Annotated in this window: 15 protein-coding genes; 8 read left to right on the plus strand and 7 right to left on the minus strand. The window is 67.8% G+C overall.

Going from position 1 to position 16057, the window contains the following annotated elements:
- Positions 1-43 precede the first annotated feature (43 nt).
- Positions 44-1120, plus strand: coding sequence for a metal-dependent hydrolase (locus AC07WC_RS01470; RefSeq protein ID WP_495208479.1), 1077 nt, complete (start codon positions 44-46; stop codon positions 1118-1120).
- Complete coding sequence (locus tag AC07WC_RS01475) at positions 1117-1557, plus strand: hypothetical protein (protein ID WP_495208480.1); 441 nt, start codon at positions 1117-1119, stop codon at positions 1555-1557. The genes AC07WC_RS01470 and AC07WC_RS01475 overlap by 4 nt, the downstream gene beginning before the upstream one ends.
- Before the next feature lie 13 nt (positions 1558-1570).
- Here the strand turns inward: AC07WC_RS01475 and AC07WC_RS01480 are convergent, their stop codons facing one another.
- From AC07WC_RS01480 to AC07WC_RS01495, 4 genes are all read right to left on the minus strand, one after another.
- Positions 1571-2398: a methyltransferase domain-containing protein gene (locus AC07WC_RS01480; protein ID WP_495208481.1), complete on the minus strand. Its 828-nt coding sequence runs from the start codon at positions 2396-2398 to the stop codon at positions 1571-1573.
- Between the two features lie 10 nt (positions 2399-2408).
- Positions 2409-3401, minus strand: a complete 993-nt coding sequence (dusB, locus tag AC07WC_RS01485) for a tRNA dihydrouridine synthase DusB (protein WP_495208482.1) — start codon at positions 3399-3401, stop codon at positions 2409-2411.
- Between the two features lie 241 nt (positions 3402-3642).
- Complete coding sequence (locus AC07WC_RS01490; protein ID WP_495208483.1) at positions 3643-4608, minus strand: ribokinase; 966 nt, start codon at positions 4606-4608, stop codon at positions 3643-3645.
- A 26-nt stretch (positions 4609-4634) separates the two neighbouring features.
- Entirely contained in the window at positions 4635-5933 is a 1299-nt protein-coding gene (locus AC07WC_RS01495) for a NupC/NupG family nucleoside CNT transporter (RefSeq protein ID WP_495208484.1), read from the minus strand.
- A 248-nt stretch (positions 5934-6181) separates the two neighbouring features.
- On the opposite strand from AC07WC_RS01495, the gene AC07WC_RS01500 reads away from it, so the two are divergent.
- The 5 genes from AC07WC_RS01500 to AC07WC_RS01520 all read left to right on the plus strand — a co-directional run bounded on the left by AC07WC_RS01500 (position 6182) and on the right by AC07WC_RS01520 (position 11647).
- Positions 6182-7150, plus strand: a complete 969-nt coding sequence (locus AC07WC_RS01500) for a potassium channel beta subunit family protein (protein ID WP_495208485.1) — start codon at positions 6182-6184, stop codon at positions 7148-7150.
- 279 nt (positions 7151-7429) lie between these two features.
- Positions 7430-7627, plus strand: coding sequence for a hemin uptake protein HemP (gene hemP, locus AC07WC_RS01505; protein ID WP_019182448.1), 198 nt, complete (start codon positions 7430-7432; stop codon positions 7625-7627).
- A 185-nt stretch (positions 7628-7812) separates the two neighbouring features.
- Positions 7813-10035 (plus strand): TonB-dependent hemoglobin/transferrin/lactoferrin family receptor, encoded by a 2223-nt coding sequence (locus AC07WC_RS01510; protein WP_495208486.1) that lies wholly within the window; start codon positions 7813-7815, stop codon positions 10033-10035.
- Between the two features lie 4 nt (positions 10036-10039).
- The gene (locus AC07WC_RS01515) at positions 10040-10633 is read left to right on the plus strand and encodes a Hemin transport protein (protein ID WP_495208487.1); all 594 of its coding nucleotides are present in this window, start codon (positions 10040-10042) and stop codon (positions 10631-10633) included.
- 72 nt (positions 10634-10705) lie between these two features.
- Positions 10706-11647, plus strand: a complete 942-nt coding sequence (locus AC07WC_RS01520) for a DUF6607 family protein (protein WP_495208488.1) — start codon at positions 10706-10708, stop codon at positions 11645-11647.
- A gap of 53 nt (positions 11648-11700) precedes the next feature.
- Here AC07WC_RS01520 and AC07WC_RS01525 read toward each other — a convergent pair whose 3' ends face one another.
- The 3 genes from AC07WC_RS01525 to AC07WC_RS01535 all read right to left on the minus strand — a co-directional run bounded on the left by AC07WC_RS01525 (position 11701) and on the right by AC07WC_RS01535 (position 15284).
- Positions 11701-12054 (minus strand): DMT family protein, encoded by a 354-nt coding sequence (locus AC07WC_RS01525; protein ID WP_088433991.1) that lies wholly within the window; start codon positions 12052-12054, stop codon positions 11701-11703.
- 72 nt (positions 12055-12126) lie between these two features.
- Positions 12127-14613 (minus strand): ABC transporter permease, encoded by a 2487-nt coding sequence (locus tag AC07WC_RS01530; protein ID WP_495208489.1) that lies wholly within the window; start codon positions 14611-14613, stop codon positions 12127-12129.
- Positions 14610-15284 (minus strand): ABC transporter ATP-binding protein, encoded by a 675-nt coding sequence (locus AC07WC_RS01535; RefSeq protein ID WP_495208760.1) that lies wholly within the window; start codon positions 15282-15284, stop codon positions 14610-14612. The genes AC07WC_RS01530 and AC07WC_RS01535 overlap by 4 nt, the downstream gene beginning before the upstream one ends.
- 48 nt (positions 15285-15332) lie before the next feature.
- Here AC07WC_RS01535 and AC07WC_RS01540 point away from each other — a divergent pair, with 48 nt between their 5' ends.
- Positions 15333-15983 carry an arylesterase gene (locus tag AC07WC_RS01540; RefSeq protein WP_495208490.1) on the plus strand — a complete coding sequence of 217 codons (651 nt, stop codon included), beginning with the start codon at positions 15333-15335 and terminating at the stop codon, positions 15981-15983.
- Positions 15984-16057: the final 74 nt, after the last annotated feature.

The raw sequence follows: 16057 nt of genomic DNA on the forward strand, positions 1-16057 counted from the left end.
CGCCGCGGCGCGCACGCCCGGTCACGGCTGCTAGCATCGGCCGATGGACTCCTTTACCCAGATCGTACTTGGTGGCGCGGTCGCCGCCGCCATCGCCCCGGCCGGGCATCGCCGCGCCGCCTTGTTGGCCGGTGCCGCGCTCGGCACCCTCCCGGACCTGGACGCCCTGGTACTGGCCTTCACCGCAGCCGATCCGGTCGCGTTGATGGTCGAGCACCGCAGCTACAGCCATTCGCTGCTCGTGCTGCCGTGGGTGGCAGCGCTGATCTGGTGGCTGTTCAAGCGGTTTGGTCACGGGCGGGTGGCGCAGGCGCCGGGGCGCTGGTTCTGGGCGATCCTGCTGGCGCTGATCACCCACCCGTTGCTGGATGCCTTCACCGTCTACGGCACCCAGCTGTGGTGGCCGTTCACCCCACATCCGACGATGTGGGCCAGCGTGTTCATCATCGATCCGCTGTACACCGTGTGGCTGCTGCTCGCCTGCGTGGTGGCCTGGTTCGCCCGGGCGCGGCCGCTGGCGCAGAAGGCACTGCTCGCCGGGCTGGTGCTCAGCAGTGGCTACCTGGGCTGGTCGCTGCTGGCCAAGCACAGCGTCGACCGCGAGGCCGACCGCGCGTTGGCCGCCATGGGGTTGGCCGATGCCCCGCGCTTCTCGGTTGCGATGCCGTTCAACACGCTGCTCTGGCAGGTGGTGGCGATGACGCCCAACGGCTACGTGATCGGCGAGCGTTCACTGATCGCCGACCGCGGCCCGATGCGCTTCGAAGGGCATCCCTCCAACGTGCAGGCCCTGCGCCAGGCGGCCACGCTGCCGGCCGTGCAGCGGTTGAACTGGTTCAACCGCGGGTTCATGCGCGCACAGGTGGTCGATGGCGAGCTGCGGCTCAGCGACCTGCGCATGGGACTGGAGCCGGACTACACCTTCACCTTCGCAGTGGCCCGGGCCGAGGGTGGTGGCTGGGCTGCGATCACGCCGCGACAGCTGCGCCCGGCGTATGAAGGAGAGCAGGGCAGGGCGATGGTGAAGCGCCGGTTCTCGGCGATGTGGCAACGCATCTGGCACGCACCGGCGAGCACCGAGGTGATCGCACCGAAGGCAGGTTGGACGGAGGCACCGTGACCGAACGGTTCGAAATGGAGATCAATGGCACGCGCTACACCCGGCTGGCCGATGTGCCGTCGGAGTACCGCGCGCTGCTGCTGGATCTGGCCCCGGGCCGGTCCGCCGAACAGCCGGCAGTGCCGTTGCGCGAGATCCTGCACAAGGCCAGGGCGCAACCGGATCGCGCGCGTCAGCAGCAGGTGCTGCTGGAGGAACTGCACAAAGTGGATCCCGAGCGGGCGCGGCGCATGCAGAACAAGCTCGCCGAGCGTGACCAGCGGCCGGCCACCGGCACGCTGGAAGTAGGCCACGCACCGACCGCGCGTCCGCGCGAGGGCGCCCGCATCACCGCCGGGGGTGCGACGGTCGCCCCGGGCGATCGGGGCGGGCTGGGCCTGTGGGTGGTACTGGCAGGCGTGGTCGTGGCCAGCCTGGCGGCGTGGCTGATCGGGTAGGGCGTCCTCCCGGTCAGTACACGGTCGCGCGCGCCTGCACGAAGGAGAAGAAGAGCACGGCGTTCGGGTCGTTCTGGACCAAGCTGAACTCGCGGCGCATGCCGTCCACGGTGTCCTGGTCGACCAGGCCGGCCTCCAGCAGCGGATCGGCCGCCGACAACAGCAGCTGTTCCCAGAACGCGATCATGGTCTTGCGACGCGCCGGCTCGCGGTTGTCCAGGTGGATGGTCTTGATCTCGGTGTGCACGTCGCGGAAGCCGCCGGCCAGCAGCAGGTTGCCGAGCTTGGCACCGACGAACGGATCGCCACCGTGGTCGTACTGGAAATCATTGAACGCCATCCAGTAGCGCCAGATGTGCGGCGAGTACGGATCGAGCAGGAACGAAGCGTTCATCACTTCGGTGACATACACCGGCGAACCCGGCACCAGCACACGCCGTACTTCATTGAGCACCCGCGCCGGCGATGGCACATGCTCCAGCACCCAGCACAGGAAGGCCGAGTCGAACTCGCGGGCCCCGAACGGCAGATTGCCGGCGTCGGCCTGCAGCAGGGTGTAGCGCTCACGGCACCACGGCGTCTTGGCCAGGTTGGTGGCCGCGGTCGCCAGCTGCGCCTCGCTCAGGTCCACGCCGGTGACGTGCAGCTCGGGGAACCGCCGCAGCAGGATGTCCGTCTGCGCGCCCACGCCGCTGCCGACCTCCAGCAGGCGCGTGGCGCCGCCGTAGTCGATGCCGCTGAAGATGCTCGATTCGAACAGGCGCGACTGGGTGACCAGGCGATGCTGTTCGGTATCGGAGAAGCCGTGGAGATAGGTCGGTGCGGTGATCGGCGGGGTCATGGCAAAGGGCTCAGGCAGCGGACGACAACGGCTCGCCGGCGGCGAGGGCGTCGAAATAGGCGGTGGTCAGGGCGACCTGGCTGGCGGCATCCTCGGCGCGGTTGACCACCGCACGGAAGGCGGCGTTCTCCGGCCGGTCCTTGGCATACCAGCCCAGGTGCTTGCGCGCGATGCGCACCCCCTGCTGCTCACCATAGAAGTCATGCAGCGCATGCAGGTGGCCCAGCAGCAGGTCGCGCACCTCGGTGACCGAGGGGGGCGCCAGCAGCTCGCCGGTGGCCAGGTAGTGCGCCACCTCGCGGAAGATCCAGGGCCGGCCCTGGGCGGCGCGGCCGATCATCACCGCGTCCACGCCGGTCTGCTTCAACACCTGCGCCGCTTTCTGCGGTGAATCGATGTCGCCGTTGGCGACCACCGGAATGCGCAGCGCCGCCTTGATCGCGGCGATGGTGTCGTACTCGGCGGTGCCGGTGTAATGCTGATCGCGGGTGCGGCCATGCACGGCCAGCGCGGCGATGCCGCTGTCTTCGGCAATGCGCGCGATCAGCGGGCCATTGCGGTGGTCGCAGTCCCAACCGGTGCGGATCTTCAGCGTGACCGGCACGTCCACCGCGTTGACCACCGCGCCGAGGATGCGCGCGACGAGGTCTTCATCGCGCATCAGCGCCGAGCCGGCCCAGGCGTTGCAGACTTTCTTGGCCGGGCAGCCCATGTTGATGTCGATGATCTGCGCACCGTTGTCCACGTTGTAACGCGCCGCCTCGGCCAGCTGCAGCGGCTCGGTGCCGGCGATCTGCACGCTGATCGGGTCCGGTTCACCGGCATGGTCCATGCGGTGGAGCGATTTGCGGGTGGTCCAGAAGCGTGGGTCGGAGATGGTCATCTCCGAGGCGGCCAGACCCGCGCCCAGCTGTTTGCACAGCAGGCGGAAGGGCTTGTCGGTGACACCGGCCATCGGTGCCAGCACCACGTTGGGCTGGATGTTGTAGGGGCCAATCTGCATGCGCCCATTGTAGAGCGCGCCGGCCCGGCCGGCCGTGCCGCCAGCCAGCCTGTTCAGGCCGATCCGGAAGGGGCTGATGCGCACCGGTCATGAGCATATGCTTGACGATTGGTTCCGCCGTCCCCAGCGGGCGGGGATGCTGGGGAGTTGGGCGTTGGGGAACCGTCCCACCCCTCCGTGGGAGAAGCACAAAAAAAGGCCAGCGCGAACGCTGGCCTTTGGGTGTCCACACCGGTGACGCTTACTTGTTCTCGGCATCCCCGGGAGTGAAGTGCGGCATCGCGGCGGCGGCGCCTTCCTTCTCGGTCGAGCGACCGGCGAACTGGTTGGCAAAACGCACGTGACGGGCGAAGGCGGCCTCCGGGTCCTGCGCGATCGAGGCCACCAGGGCACCGTTGAAGGCATCGCCGGCACCAGTGGTGTCCAGCACCTGCACCTGCTCGGCACCGACGCGGTAGTAGGGCTGGGTGTCGCCACGCAGGTTTTCTTCGGCGTGCGAGACGAACACACCGACCGAACCCAGCGTCACTACCACGGTGCCGTTGCCGACCAGCTTGCGGCACAGTGCATGCAGGCTGGCACCATCCAGCGCGGCGACGTCGTTGGCGTCCACGCGCTCGCCGACATGACGGCCGAGCAGCGCGGCGAATTCCGTCTCGTTCGGGGTCAGCACGTCGGCCAGCTTGAGCAGGCCGATGCTGGACGGTGCGTCGGCAGGCGCGACGTTGAGCACGGTGGTGGCACCGGCCTCACGTGCGATGGCCAAGGCCGCCTCGATCGTTTCCACCGGCGATTCCAGCTGCGCCAGCACCACCTTGGCACCGGCCAGCAGCGCGCGCTGCTGGTCGACGAAGTCCAGGCTCAACGCGGCGTTGGCACCGGGGCCGATCACGATGGTGTTGCGGCCGCGGCTGTCGACATAGATGCCACCGGTGCCGGTCGGCTCGCTGCTGGCCTCGGCGGTGAGCGCGAACCCATCCTGCTCGGCCAGGCCACGAGCCATGGCGCCGCCGGCATCATCGCCCAGCGCGCACAGGAACGTGGTCGGCGCGCCGGCACGGCGGGCGGCCACGGCCTGGTTGAAGCCCTTGCCGCCGGGACCGGTGCTGTAGCGGCCGGCAATGGTCGCACCCGGGGCGGGGAGCGACTCACAACGCCAGACATGATCCACATTGAAGGAACCGATTACGACGACACTGCTACTCATAAAGACTGTTTCTCAGGGAACGGATATCAGCTGAAATGCGTCAGCACGCCGGCGATGGTCGCCGTCATGAAGGTGGCAATGGTACCGCCCAGCACCGCACGCAGGCCGAACTTGGCCAGATCGTGGCGGCGCTCCGGCGCCAGGCCACCAATACCACCGATCTGGATCGCGATGGAGCTGAAGTTGGCAAAACCGCACAGCGCGTAGGTGGCGATCAGGCGGCCCTCGTCGGAAAGCACCATGCCCGGCACCTGGCCGTTGACGATCTTGGACAGCTCCGAGTACGCCACGAACTCATTGATCACGACCTTCTGGCCGATCAGTGAGCCCACCGTGGTGGCATCGGCCCACGGGGTACCGATGACCCAGGCGATCGGCGCCAGCAGGTAGCCGAACAGCGTCGACAGATCGGTCGGGCGGCCGATGATGGTGGCCAGGCCGGTCACGTCGCCCAGCCAGGTCAGCGGGGCGTTCAGCAGCGCGATCAGGGCGATGAAGGCCAGCAGCATCGCACCGATGTTCAGCGCCAGCTTCAGGCCGTCGCCGGCACCGGCCGCGGCGGCGTCGATGATGTTGCTGGAGGTCTTCTCGACTTCCATCTTGACCGTGCCGCGGGTCAGCGGGGTGCCGGTCTCGGGGACCAGCAGCTTGGCCACCACCAGGGTCGCCGGGGCGGCCATGATGCTCGCCGCCAGCAGGTGCTTGGCGTAGAAGGCCTGCTGGGCCGGATCGCTGCCACCGAGCATGCCCACGTAGGCCGCCAGCACGCCGCCGGCGATATGCGCCATGCCGCCGATCATCATCGTGATCAGTTCGGACTGGGTCATCTTGGCGATGTACGGGCGCACCGTCAGCGGTGCCTCGGTCTGGCCGATGAAGACGCTGGCGCAGACGCTGGTCGTTTCCGCACCGGACACGCGCATGATCTTGGTGATCGCCCAGGCCATCGCACGCACGATCGTCTGCATCACGTTGAGGTGGTACATGACCCCCATCAGCGCCGAGAAGAAGATGATGGTCGGCAGCACCTGGAAGGCGAAGATGAAACCGAACTGCTCGGTGTTCATCAGGCTGCCGAAGATGAAGCCGGAGCCCTCGTTGACGAAGCTCAGGATCTTGACGAAGCCCTTGCCCAGCGCGTCGAACACATCACGGCCACCCGGGACCAGCAGCACCACCGCCGCGAAGGCGATCTGCAGAGCGATACCGGTGACCACCAGGCGCCAGTCGACAGCCCGCTTGTTGTTCGAGAACAACCAGGCAATGCCGATCAGCACTGCCAACCCGAACAGGCCGAAGCCAATCCTGCCCAAACCTTCGACCATGAGACTTCCCTTGGGGCGCCGCGAAAAACGGGAAGCCTAGAGCAGCGGCAAGGGCGGGGCAAGGAAAAGCAGCGTCCGCGAGCCGATCGGCCGTGATCGGGCCTGTATCGGCAAGGCGCGACCCGGTTTCCGGGCGGTGTGTCACGGGCCGTGAGATCGCGGCGTCCGCCCTGCGCGCGCCGCGCGCCACCCTCTACACTTACCGGCATCGATCCGGCCCGGTCGCGGGCCCGCAGCAGGAGAACCACATGCTCTACCGCCGTCTTGGCTCCACCGGCCTGAAGCTCTCGGCCCTGTCCTTCGGGGCCTGGGTGACCTTCGGCGACCAGATCGGCCGTGATGAGGCGCGCAGGCTGATCGCCACCGCCTGGGATGCCGGGGTCAACTTCTTCGACAATGCCGAGGGCTATGCCCGCGGCCGCGCCGAGCAGGTGATGGGGGATGTGATCGCCGACCTGCGGCTGCCGCGCGATGGCTACTGCGTGTCCAGCAAGGTGTTCTTCGGCGCCGTCGACGACCCGCGCCCGACCCAGCACGGCCTGTCGCGCAAGCATGTCACCGACGCCTGCCACGCCGCGCTCAAGCGCCTGCGGGTGGAGTATCTGGACCTTTATTATTGCCATCGCCCGGATCCGGACACCCCGATCGCCGAGACCGTGCAGGCCATGGATACCCTGATCCGCCAGGGCAAGGTGCTGTACTGGGGCACCTCCGAATGGTCGGCCGCGCAGATCCAGGAGGCGGTCGACATCGCCCACGCGCGCAATCTGCATGCGCCGTCGATGGAACAGCCGCAGTACAACCTGTTGCACCGCGAGCGGGTCGAGCGCGAGTACGCGCCGCTGTGTGCCGAGGCCGGGCTGGGCACCACCATCTGGTCGCCGCTCGCCTCGGGCCTGCTGACCGGCAAGTACAACGCCGGCATCGACCCGCAGTCGCGGCTGGGCCAGCAACAACTGGGCTGGTTGAAGACGCAGGTTCTGGACGACGGCAGCGACCGCATGGAGCGGGTCCGCCGCTACACCGCGCTGGCCGCGCAGCTGGGCGTCTCCCCGGCGCAGCTGGCGATCGCCTGGTGCCTGCGCAATCCCAACGTCTCCAGCGTGATCCTCGGCGCCAGCCGGGTCAGCCAGCTGGAAGAGAACCTGGGCGCGCTGGCGCTGTTCGAGCAACTTGATGAGAGCGTCTGGCAGCAGGTGGACGCGGTCTTTGCCTGATCCGGGCCAGCGTCTGCGGGCCGGCGTCCGCCGGAGAGCCGGCCTGCGGCCGGCCTTGGCGCTCCGGGGCAGCCGATGGAGGAGGGGATGCCCCGCATCCCCCGAGTGAGCACCGGTGGTGGGCGTAACGCCCGCTTCCTCCAATTTGCCTGGTGATTCATTTCATCTATCGAAACTTCAATTTCGATCATTAATGCAATCTATCAAAGTGAGAATGGTTGTTGATTGTCAACTGAGAATCATTATCATTTGACTCGCCCCTCGCAACGAGTCCAGACGATGAACACTCAAGCTGCTGTACTGCTGCGCCCCGAAACGCTGACCCTCCGCGACCGTCCGGTCCGCGTGGTCCCGCCCGAAGAAGTGATCGACAGCGAAGCTCTGCTCAAGGGCCGCCGCGAAATCCTGATCCAGCACGGCGACCGCTTCTATCGCCTGCGCCACACCAGCAACGACAAGCTCATCCTGACCAAGTAACACGGTCGCGGGCGGCCGTCGTTACGGCCCCGCGCAGCCGTGCCCGGGCGTGACGCTGCCTCCCCCTCGTCGGCATGCCCACCGCTCTCTCCCCCTCGATTCTGCGTCAGTGGCCCCGGTGGCCGCTGGCGCCGGTCGGGGGTTCCTCCTGCCCCGGCCCCCCGGCCAGACACGTCCGCCCGACCATGAACATCCGTCCCAATGCCCTGTGCGCCGCCTTGTGGCTGGCGCTGCCGATGGCCGCGCATGCCGCTGCCGATGCCGCCCCCGACGCGCGCGAGTTCGACCGCGTGCAGGTGACCGCCACGCGCACCGAACGTGCGCTCAGCGACGTTGCCGCCACCGTCGATGTGATCGACCGGGAGCAGCTCGACAACCGCCTGGTGCAGAACATCAAGGACCTGGTCCGCTACGAACCCGGCATCTCGGTCACCAGCAGCGCCGCCCGCTTCGGCCTGGGCGGCTTCCGCATCCGCGGCCTGGATGCCAATCGCGTGCTCATCCAGACCGACGGCATCGCCATGCCCAAGGCCTTCGCCATCGGCAGCTTCTCCGACGCCAACCGCAACTTCACCGACCTTGAAACCCTCAAGCGCGTCGAGATCGTGCGTGGCCCGGCCAGTGCCCTGTACGGCTCGGATGCACTGGGTGGCGTTGTCGCCTTCGTGACCAAGGACCCGGCCGATTACCTCGGGGACGGCAAGAACAGCTACGTCGGCCTGAAGTTCGGCTACGACGGCGAATGGAAGGGCCTGCTCGGCAGCGCTACCACCGCGTTCGGCGGCGAGCGCTGGAGTGGCATGGTCAACGTCAACCACCGGCAGGGACAGGAAACCGAAAGCAAGGGTGACGTGCGCAGCAATGACAGCACCCGCACCGCCGCCAACCCGCAGGAGCGCGATGGTCGCAGCGTACTGAGCAAGCTCGTCTACGCACCCAGCGACGACCAGCGTTTCAAACTGACGGTGGAAGGCAACGAAGACAGCGTGGACACCAACGTGCTGTCCGCCGTCGCCCCGGCCACCGCGGCGCCGCCGTCGGCCACCACCACCACCGCCATGAAGGCGCACGATCACCAGACCCGCGCCCGCGTTTCCTTCCGCCATGAAATGGACAATCTGGGCCAGGCCTTCGCCGATGATCTGTCCTGGCAGGTCTATCGGCAGGACAGCGAAACCACCCAGCGCACCATCGAAAACCGTGGCCGCGACGCGAACGCCAGCCTGCGCCACCGTGAATTCAACTTCGACCAGCGCGTCTACGGCCTGCAGGCCGTGTTCCACAAGGGCCTGCAGAGTGGTGCCGTCGAGCACGACCTGACCTACGGCGTGGAAGGCACCTGGACCGAGACCCACCAGAAGCGCGATGGCTACCAGGTCGCGGCCAACGGCACGGTCAGTACCACCATCCTGCCTGACAGCTTCCCGGTGCGCGATTTCCCGATCAGCAAGACCACCGAGCTGGGCCTGTACGTGCAGGATGAAATGCGCTTTGCCGACGGCCGCTTCTCGCTGGTGCCGGGCGTGCGCGTGGACCACTACGAACTGCGTCCGGAGGTGGACGGCATCTTCGCGACCGACAACCCGGGCGTAGCCGTGTCCGACCTGACCAAGACCAGCGTGTCGCCCAAGCTTGGCATGGTGTGGCGCTTCGCCGACCAGTGGTCGTTGTTCGCCGGTTATGCGCATGGCTTCCGCTCGCCGCCGTTCAACGACGTCAATCTGGGCTTCACCAACGTCATGTTCGGGTACACCGCCATCCCCAATCCGGACCTGAAGCCGGAAACCAGCGACGGCGTCGAATTCGGCCTGCGTTACCTCACTCCGGCCGCGTATGTCAGCCTGAGCGCGTACTACAACGACTACAAGGATTTCATCGAATCACAGCGCTTTGTCGGCATCAACGCACAGGGCCTGCAGGTGTTCCAGTCGCAGAACGTAGCCGATGCCGAAATCCACGGTGCCGAGCTCAAGGCCGGCGTCGATGGCGGCCAGCTCAGCAGCGCGCTGGCCGGTTGGTCGCTGAACGGCTCGGTGGCCTGGTCGCGTGGCCAGAACAAGACCGAAGACACGCCGCTGGAATCGATCGATCCGCTGCGTGGCACGCTGGGCGTGGCCTTCGATCGCGACAGCTGGGGGGTGGAACTGGTCGGCACGTTCGCCAAACGCAAGGACCGCCTGCCCAGCGCCGGTGCGTACAGCCCGGCCGGCTACGGCGTGCTGGACCTGATGGCGCATTGGGCGTTCGCGCCCGGCGCGAAGTTCAACGTCGGCGTGTTCAACCTCGGCGATCGCACCTATATCGATTACTCGGCGATCACCTCGTCGCTGGCCACCAACAGCGCGGTGGTCGATCGCTTCAGCAACCCCGGCCGCACGCTATCGGCCAGCGTCGCCGTGAGCTGGTAGCGCCATGAGCCGCGCCCTGTCCGCACTGCGATCGGTTACCGCGGGACGCCACCCGGGCGGCTTGCCGTCGCCGGCGCAGCTGGCCCGGCTGGGCACGGTGCTGTGCCTGTATCGCCCCGACAGCAGCGAGCTGGGAGGGTGGAAACATGCGGTATCGGCGCACGCCTGCCAAGGCGTGGACAGCGACGGCATCCGTGAAAGCCTGTGCTTCGCCGACGTGCGTGGCCGCTGCTGCTGGCGCCTGTACCTGCTGCCCGACAGTGACTTCCTGGCCTGGGACCGCCTGGTCGGCAGCTTCCCGTCGCGCCCGGAGCCGACCGACGACGGCAGCGTCGCCGAGCGGCTGTGGCGGCGCCTGGCGGTGCACCTGGGCGGCGAGCCATGGCGCATGTGCGCTTTGCGCCTGCACAGCACCGACGACGGCCTGGGCCTGGCCGCCAGCCTGGCATCGCTGTCGTCGCTCGGGGCTGCCACCGCCCGCCGGATCGCGCGGGTGGAAGGCGCCGAGGGCGAGCTGTGGGTGGACGACTGCTGCTGCGCCAGTGCCGCACGGCTGCCGGATGCGCCCGGCGACGCGATGCCCCTGGTCCGTCTGTAATCCCTGCAATGGAATGAATGCCGCCAAGGAGGGCGTTGAACCCGTGCATGTACTCCTGAAGGAAACCACCTGATGAAACGCCAGACAGCCAGCGTAGTGGTGCTGCTTGCCAGCAGTGCCGCCGCGTGCGCCCAGCCCGCCGACCTGCAGCGCGACCACGACAGCATCGTGGCGATGCAGGGCGAATACATCGTCGATTTCGCCTTCGATGAAACCGTGCTGCTCAAGCCCGGCTACGAGCGTGCCCCGGCGGTGCGCAGTGGCGGCAACGAAGTGGTGATCGTGATCGAAGACAGCCCCAGGCGGATCGTGCTCCAGCACCTGCTGGTGGATGGCAAGAGCGGCCATGTGACCAAGCACTGGCGCCAGGACTGGGTGTATGAAGCGCCCAACCGCTTCGAGTTCAGCGCCGACCAGACCTGGCAGGTGCGCACGATCCCGGCAGCGGTGAACGCCGGCGCGTGGACCCAGTGTGTGTACGAAGTCAGCGACGCGCCGCGCTACTGCGGTACCGGCAAGTGGGATTACCGCAACGGTGTGGCGACCTGGACCAGCGACCTGGGCTGGCGCCCGCTGCCGCGCCGCGAATACACCCGTCGCAGCGACTACAACGCCCTGGCCGTGGTGAATCGCCACACCCTGACCCCGAACGGCTGGACCCACGAACAGTTCAACACCAAGATCCTGCGCAATGCCGACGGCAGCCAGCAGGAGATCGCGCGCGAGTTCGGCTTCAACGATTACAACAGGACCGGCGAGGTGGACTTCAAGCCGGCCTACGACTACTGGACCGCCACCGCCGGCTATTGGGCCAAGGTTCGCCAGCGCTGGGATGGTTTCCTCGGGCAGGCCCCCGGCGTGCACCTCAAGACCAAGCTGGATGGCATGGCCATGATCATTCCGCTGTTCACCCAGGCCCAGGACATCCAGGACGGCAAGAAGGTGAAGGACGCCGAGATCGACAACGTGTTCAAGCAGTGGGTGGAAAAAGCGCCGGCCGACATCGCTCGCTGATCAGGCCGAGGCAGTGCCATCGCTCGGTGGCTGCTGGAATGAGGGCGTCGCCCTCATTCCTTGAACATCAGGAATGCCGCCACCAGGATCAAGCCGAACGCCGCCCAGTGATTCCACTTCAGCGGCTGGTCCAGGTAGAACGCCGAGAACGCGGCGAACACCACCAGCGTGATCACCTCCTGCATGCCTTTGAGCTGCGGTGCGGAATACACCGCACTGCCCAGCCGGTTGCCCGGCACCTGCAGGCAGTATTCGAAGAATGCGATGCCCCAACTGACCAGGATCACCGTGATCAACGGTGCACTCTTGTACTTCAGATGCCCGTACCAGGCGAAGGTCATGAAAATGTTGCTGCCCAACAGCAGCAACACGGGATACAGATACGCAGTGAACGGGGTGCCGGGCATCCGGGCGATCTCAGGGGGCAGGGGCGTGCAGCATACCGAGGCACGCCCCGTCCCCGTGTCATCGCCGCGTGCTCAAACCTCCCGCAGCGCCAACGCCGGCGGCGTGTGCAGGATCCGGCGCGTGCCCCACCAGCCGGCCAGCATGCTCAACAGCACGCCCAGGCCACCGCCGACCAGCAACGGCCCCCACGGCGGACTCAGCGTCAATTCGAACACCTGCCGCGCCACCACGCTGCCCAGCAGCGCCGCCGTGCCCACGGCCAGCAACGCCGACAGCAGCCCCAGCGCCCCGAACTCGACCAGCACCGCGCCGCGCAACTGAACGCGCGTGGCTCCCAGCGTGCGCAGCACCGCGCTGTCATAGCGGCGCTCGCCGGCCGTGGCCTGCAGCGCTGCCAGCAGCACCAGCAGCCCGGCCAGCAGACTGAAGCCCATCACCAACTGCACCGCCTGGGTCACCCGGTCGATCACCTCGCGCACGCGCTCCAGGATGCCGTCGATGTCCAGCAGCGAAATGTTGGGATACTCCCGGGTCAGCCCGGCCAGCGCCGGCGCCTGCGCACGTGGCAGATGGAAGGCGGTGATCAGGTTGTAGGGCGCATCGGCCACCGCGCCCTCGTTGAGCAGCAGGAAGAAGTTGACCCGGAACGAATCCCAGTCTGCCTTGCGGATGCTGGTCACCGTGAAACTGCGCTCCTGGTCGCCCATCTGCAGGGTCACGGTATCGCCCAGTTTCATCCCGTAACGCTCTGCCCAGCCCTGCTCGATCGAGGCTTCCGCCGCGGTACTGCCAGCCTTCCAGAACGTCCCGCTGAGCAGCGTATTGGCGGGCGGGAAGTCATGCCGCCAGGAGAAATTGACCGGCCGGTTGGCATCGTCGTCTTCGTTGCTGTTGTCCTCGCGGGCCTGCCGCTGCGGCGGGCGATCGTTGACCGCCAGCAGGCGACCGGTACTGAATGGCTCGATCCCGGGCGACACCACGCCCAGCCCGCCCAGCGTGGCCAGCACCGCATCGCGCTGCTCGGGCTGGATGTTCATCAGGAAGTAGTTCGGCGTATCGCTGGGCAGGCGGTCGCGCCACTGCGACAGCAGGCCCGGGCCAATCACCGACAGCAGCAGCAATGCGCACAGCGACAGCGACAGGCCGACCAGCTGCATCACCGCCAGTCCGCGCCGCCGCGTCAACGAGGCCAGGCCCAGTTTCCAGCGCCCGCGCAGGCGTGGCTGCACGCCACGCAGCAGCCACAGCAGCAGCGCACCAAGCGCACCGGCGAGCGCCGCCAGCGCGGCCAGCCCGCCCAGCACCCAGGCGGCCAGCTTCACATCGCCGGTGGCCTGCACCGTGAGCGCCACGGTAGCTGCCAGCGCGGCCGCGTAGACCAGCATCGAACTCGGCGGCAGCGCCGCGAAGCTGCGGTTGAGCACGCGCATCGGCGGTACGCTGCGCAGGCGCAGCAGCGGCGGCAGGCCGAAGCCCAGCAGCAGCACCAGGCCGATGCCCGCACCACTCAGCGCGGGTGTGGCCTGCGGCAGGGGCAGGCGGTTCGGAATCAACCCGCCCAACGCCTGCACCAGCCCGGCCTGCGCGGCCATGCCCAGCCCGATGCCGACCAGACAGGCCGGCACGGCAAGCATCACCAACTGCAGTGCCATCGCCGTGAGAATGTCGCGCTGGCGCGCCCCCAGGCAGCGCAGGATCGCCACCTGGTCGATGCGCCGCAGCGCGAAACGGTTGGCGGCCAGCGCGGTCGCCACGCCGGCCAGCAGCACCGCCAGCAACGCGGCCAGCGACAGGAAGCGCCCGGCCAGATCGAACGCACCGCGCACGCCGCGCTGGGTATCGTCGATGCCGACGATGCGATAGCCCTTGGCCTGCGGGGTCAGCCACTCGCGGAAGGCGGCGATCTGCGCCGGCTCGCCGGCGAACATCATCCGGTACGACGCGCGGCTGCCCGGTCCGAGCAGGCCGGCGCGGTCGACGTCGACACGGTTGACCAGCAGCGGCGGCGACAACTGCATCAGTTCACCGGAGGTGTCCGGCTCGGCCTGCAGCACCCGGGTCACGGTCAACGTGCCTGCGCCGAATTCCAGGGCGTCGCCCACCCGCAGGCCGAGCGCCTGCATCAGCCGCGGATCGGCATAGGCCTCACCGGGCGGCGGTGTTCCGGCGGTCTCGCTGGCGCTGTCATGCAGGGTGCGGCTGACCTGCAGTTCGCCGCGCAGCGGGTAGCCATCGGCGACCGCCTTGATGTTGGCCATCTGGCTGTCATCGCCATGGAACAGCACGCTGGGGAAACTGACCATGCGCGTGTTGGCCAGGCCGCGCTCGCGCGCTGCATCGGCGAAGGTCTGGGGTACATCCTCACGGCCGCTCAGGCCGAGATCGCCGCCCAGCATTTCCGCCGCGCTGCTGGTCAGCGCCAGCGTGACCCGGTTGACCAGCGTGCCGACCGCGGTCATCACTGCCACGCCCAGCACCAGCGCGGCGAACACGGTCAGCAGATCGCCGGCCAGGAACTCGCGGCGCAGCGCACGCGCCGCGTGGCGGACGACGTTCATGCGCCCAGGCCGGCAACGGTGTCGGCCAGGCGCCCACCGTCGAGTTGGTAGATGCGCTCGCAGCGCTGGGCCAGGCGCAGGTCATGGGTGACCAGCACCAGGGTGGTATCGCTGGTGGCGTTGAGCGCGAACAGCAGGTCGCTGATCTGCTGTCCGGTGGCCTGGTCCAGGCTGCCGGTGGGCTCATCGGCGAACAGGATGCGCGGCCGCGCCACGAACGCGCGCGCCAACGCCACCCGCTGCTGCTCGCCACCGGAAAGCTGGCGCGGGTAGTGGCGCGCACGGTGGCCCAGACCGACCTGTTCCAGTACCTCGCGGACCCGCGCCGGATCCTCGCGGCCGGCCAGTTCCAGTGGCAGTGCGATGTTCTCTTCGGCGGTCAACGCCGGCAGCAGATGGAAACTCTGGAAGACGAAGCCGACTTCGCGCGCACGCAGCTGCGCCCGGGCTTCCTCGTCAAGCGCGCTGAGATCGGCACCGGCCAGCGCGATGCTGCCGTGGCTGGGCAGGTCCAGCCCGGCCAGCAGCCCGAGCAGAGTGGTCTTGCCCGAACCTGAAGCGCCGACGATCGCCACGCTCTCGCCTTCATGGACGGTCATGTCAATGTTGTCCAGTATGTGGACTTCACCCTCCGGGCCACGTGCGGACTTGCCCACGTTGTGGGCGGCGATGGCGACGGGTGCGCTGCGGGGGGACAGGCTGTCGATGAGGATTCTCCAATGAACCAAGCAAGTGGAAAGGGCCGCGCGGCCCCGATGGGCTGGCTGCTGGCATGGTTGCTGCTGATGCCGATGCTGGCCTGTGCCAAAGGTCCGGACACCCGTGCGGCGGTGCTGGTGGTCGGCGACAGCCTCAGTGCCGCCCACAATATCCCGGCCGCGTCGGGCTGGGTAAACCTGCTTCAGCAGCGGGTCAAACAACAGATCAAGGCGCCGCCGGCGGTCATCAATGCCAGCATCAGTGGTGAGACCACGGCCGGCGCGCTGACCCGCCTGCCGGGCCTGCTGGAGAAACATCGGCCTTCGGTGGTGGTGATTGAGCTGGGCGGCAACGATGCGCTGCGCGGGCTGACCCCGGCCCAGCTGCGCGGCAATCTGGAGAAGATGATCGTGGCCAGCCAGGAGGCCGGCGCGAAGGTCCTGCTGCTCGGCATCGACGTGCCGCCCAACTATGGTCCGGCCTACCGCCAGCGCCTGAAGCAGACCTACGCCGAGCTGGCCAGCCAGTACCAGGTGCCGCTGCTGCCGTTCCTGCTCGACGGCGTGGCGCTGAAGCCCAACCTGATGCAGGCCGACGGGCTGCACCCCACCGCAGCTGCGCAGCCGCAGGTGCTGGACAACGTCTGGCCGCTGCTCAAGCCCCTGCTTTGATCAGTGCGTGAGGAACTTCACACCGCGTCCACCGGCGATGCGGCATGTTTCACAAAGCTGAAGAAAGAGGGAAT

The organism is Stenotrophomonas sp. GW821-FHT01H02A, from assembly GCF_059422145.1.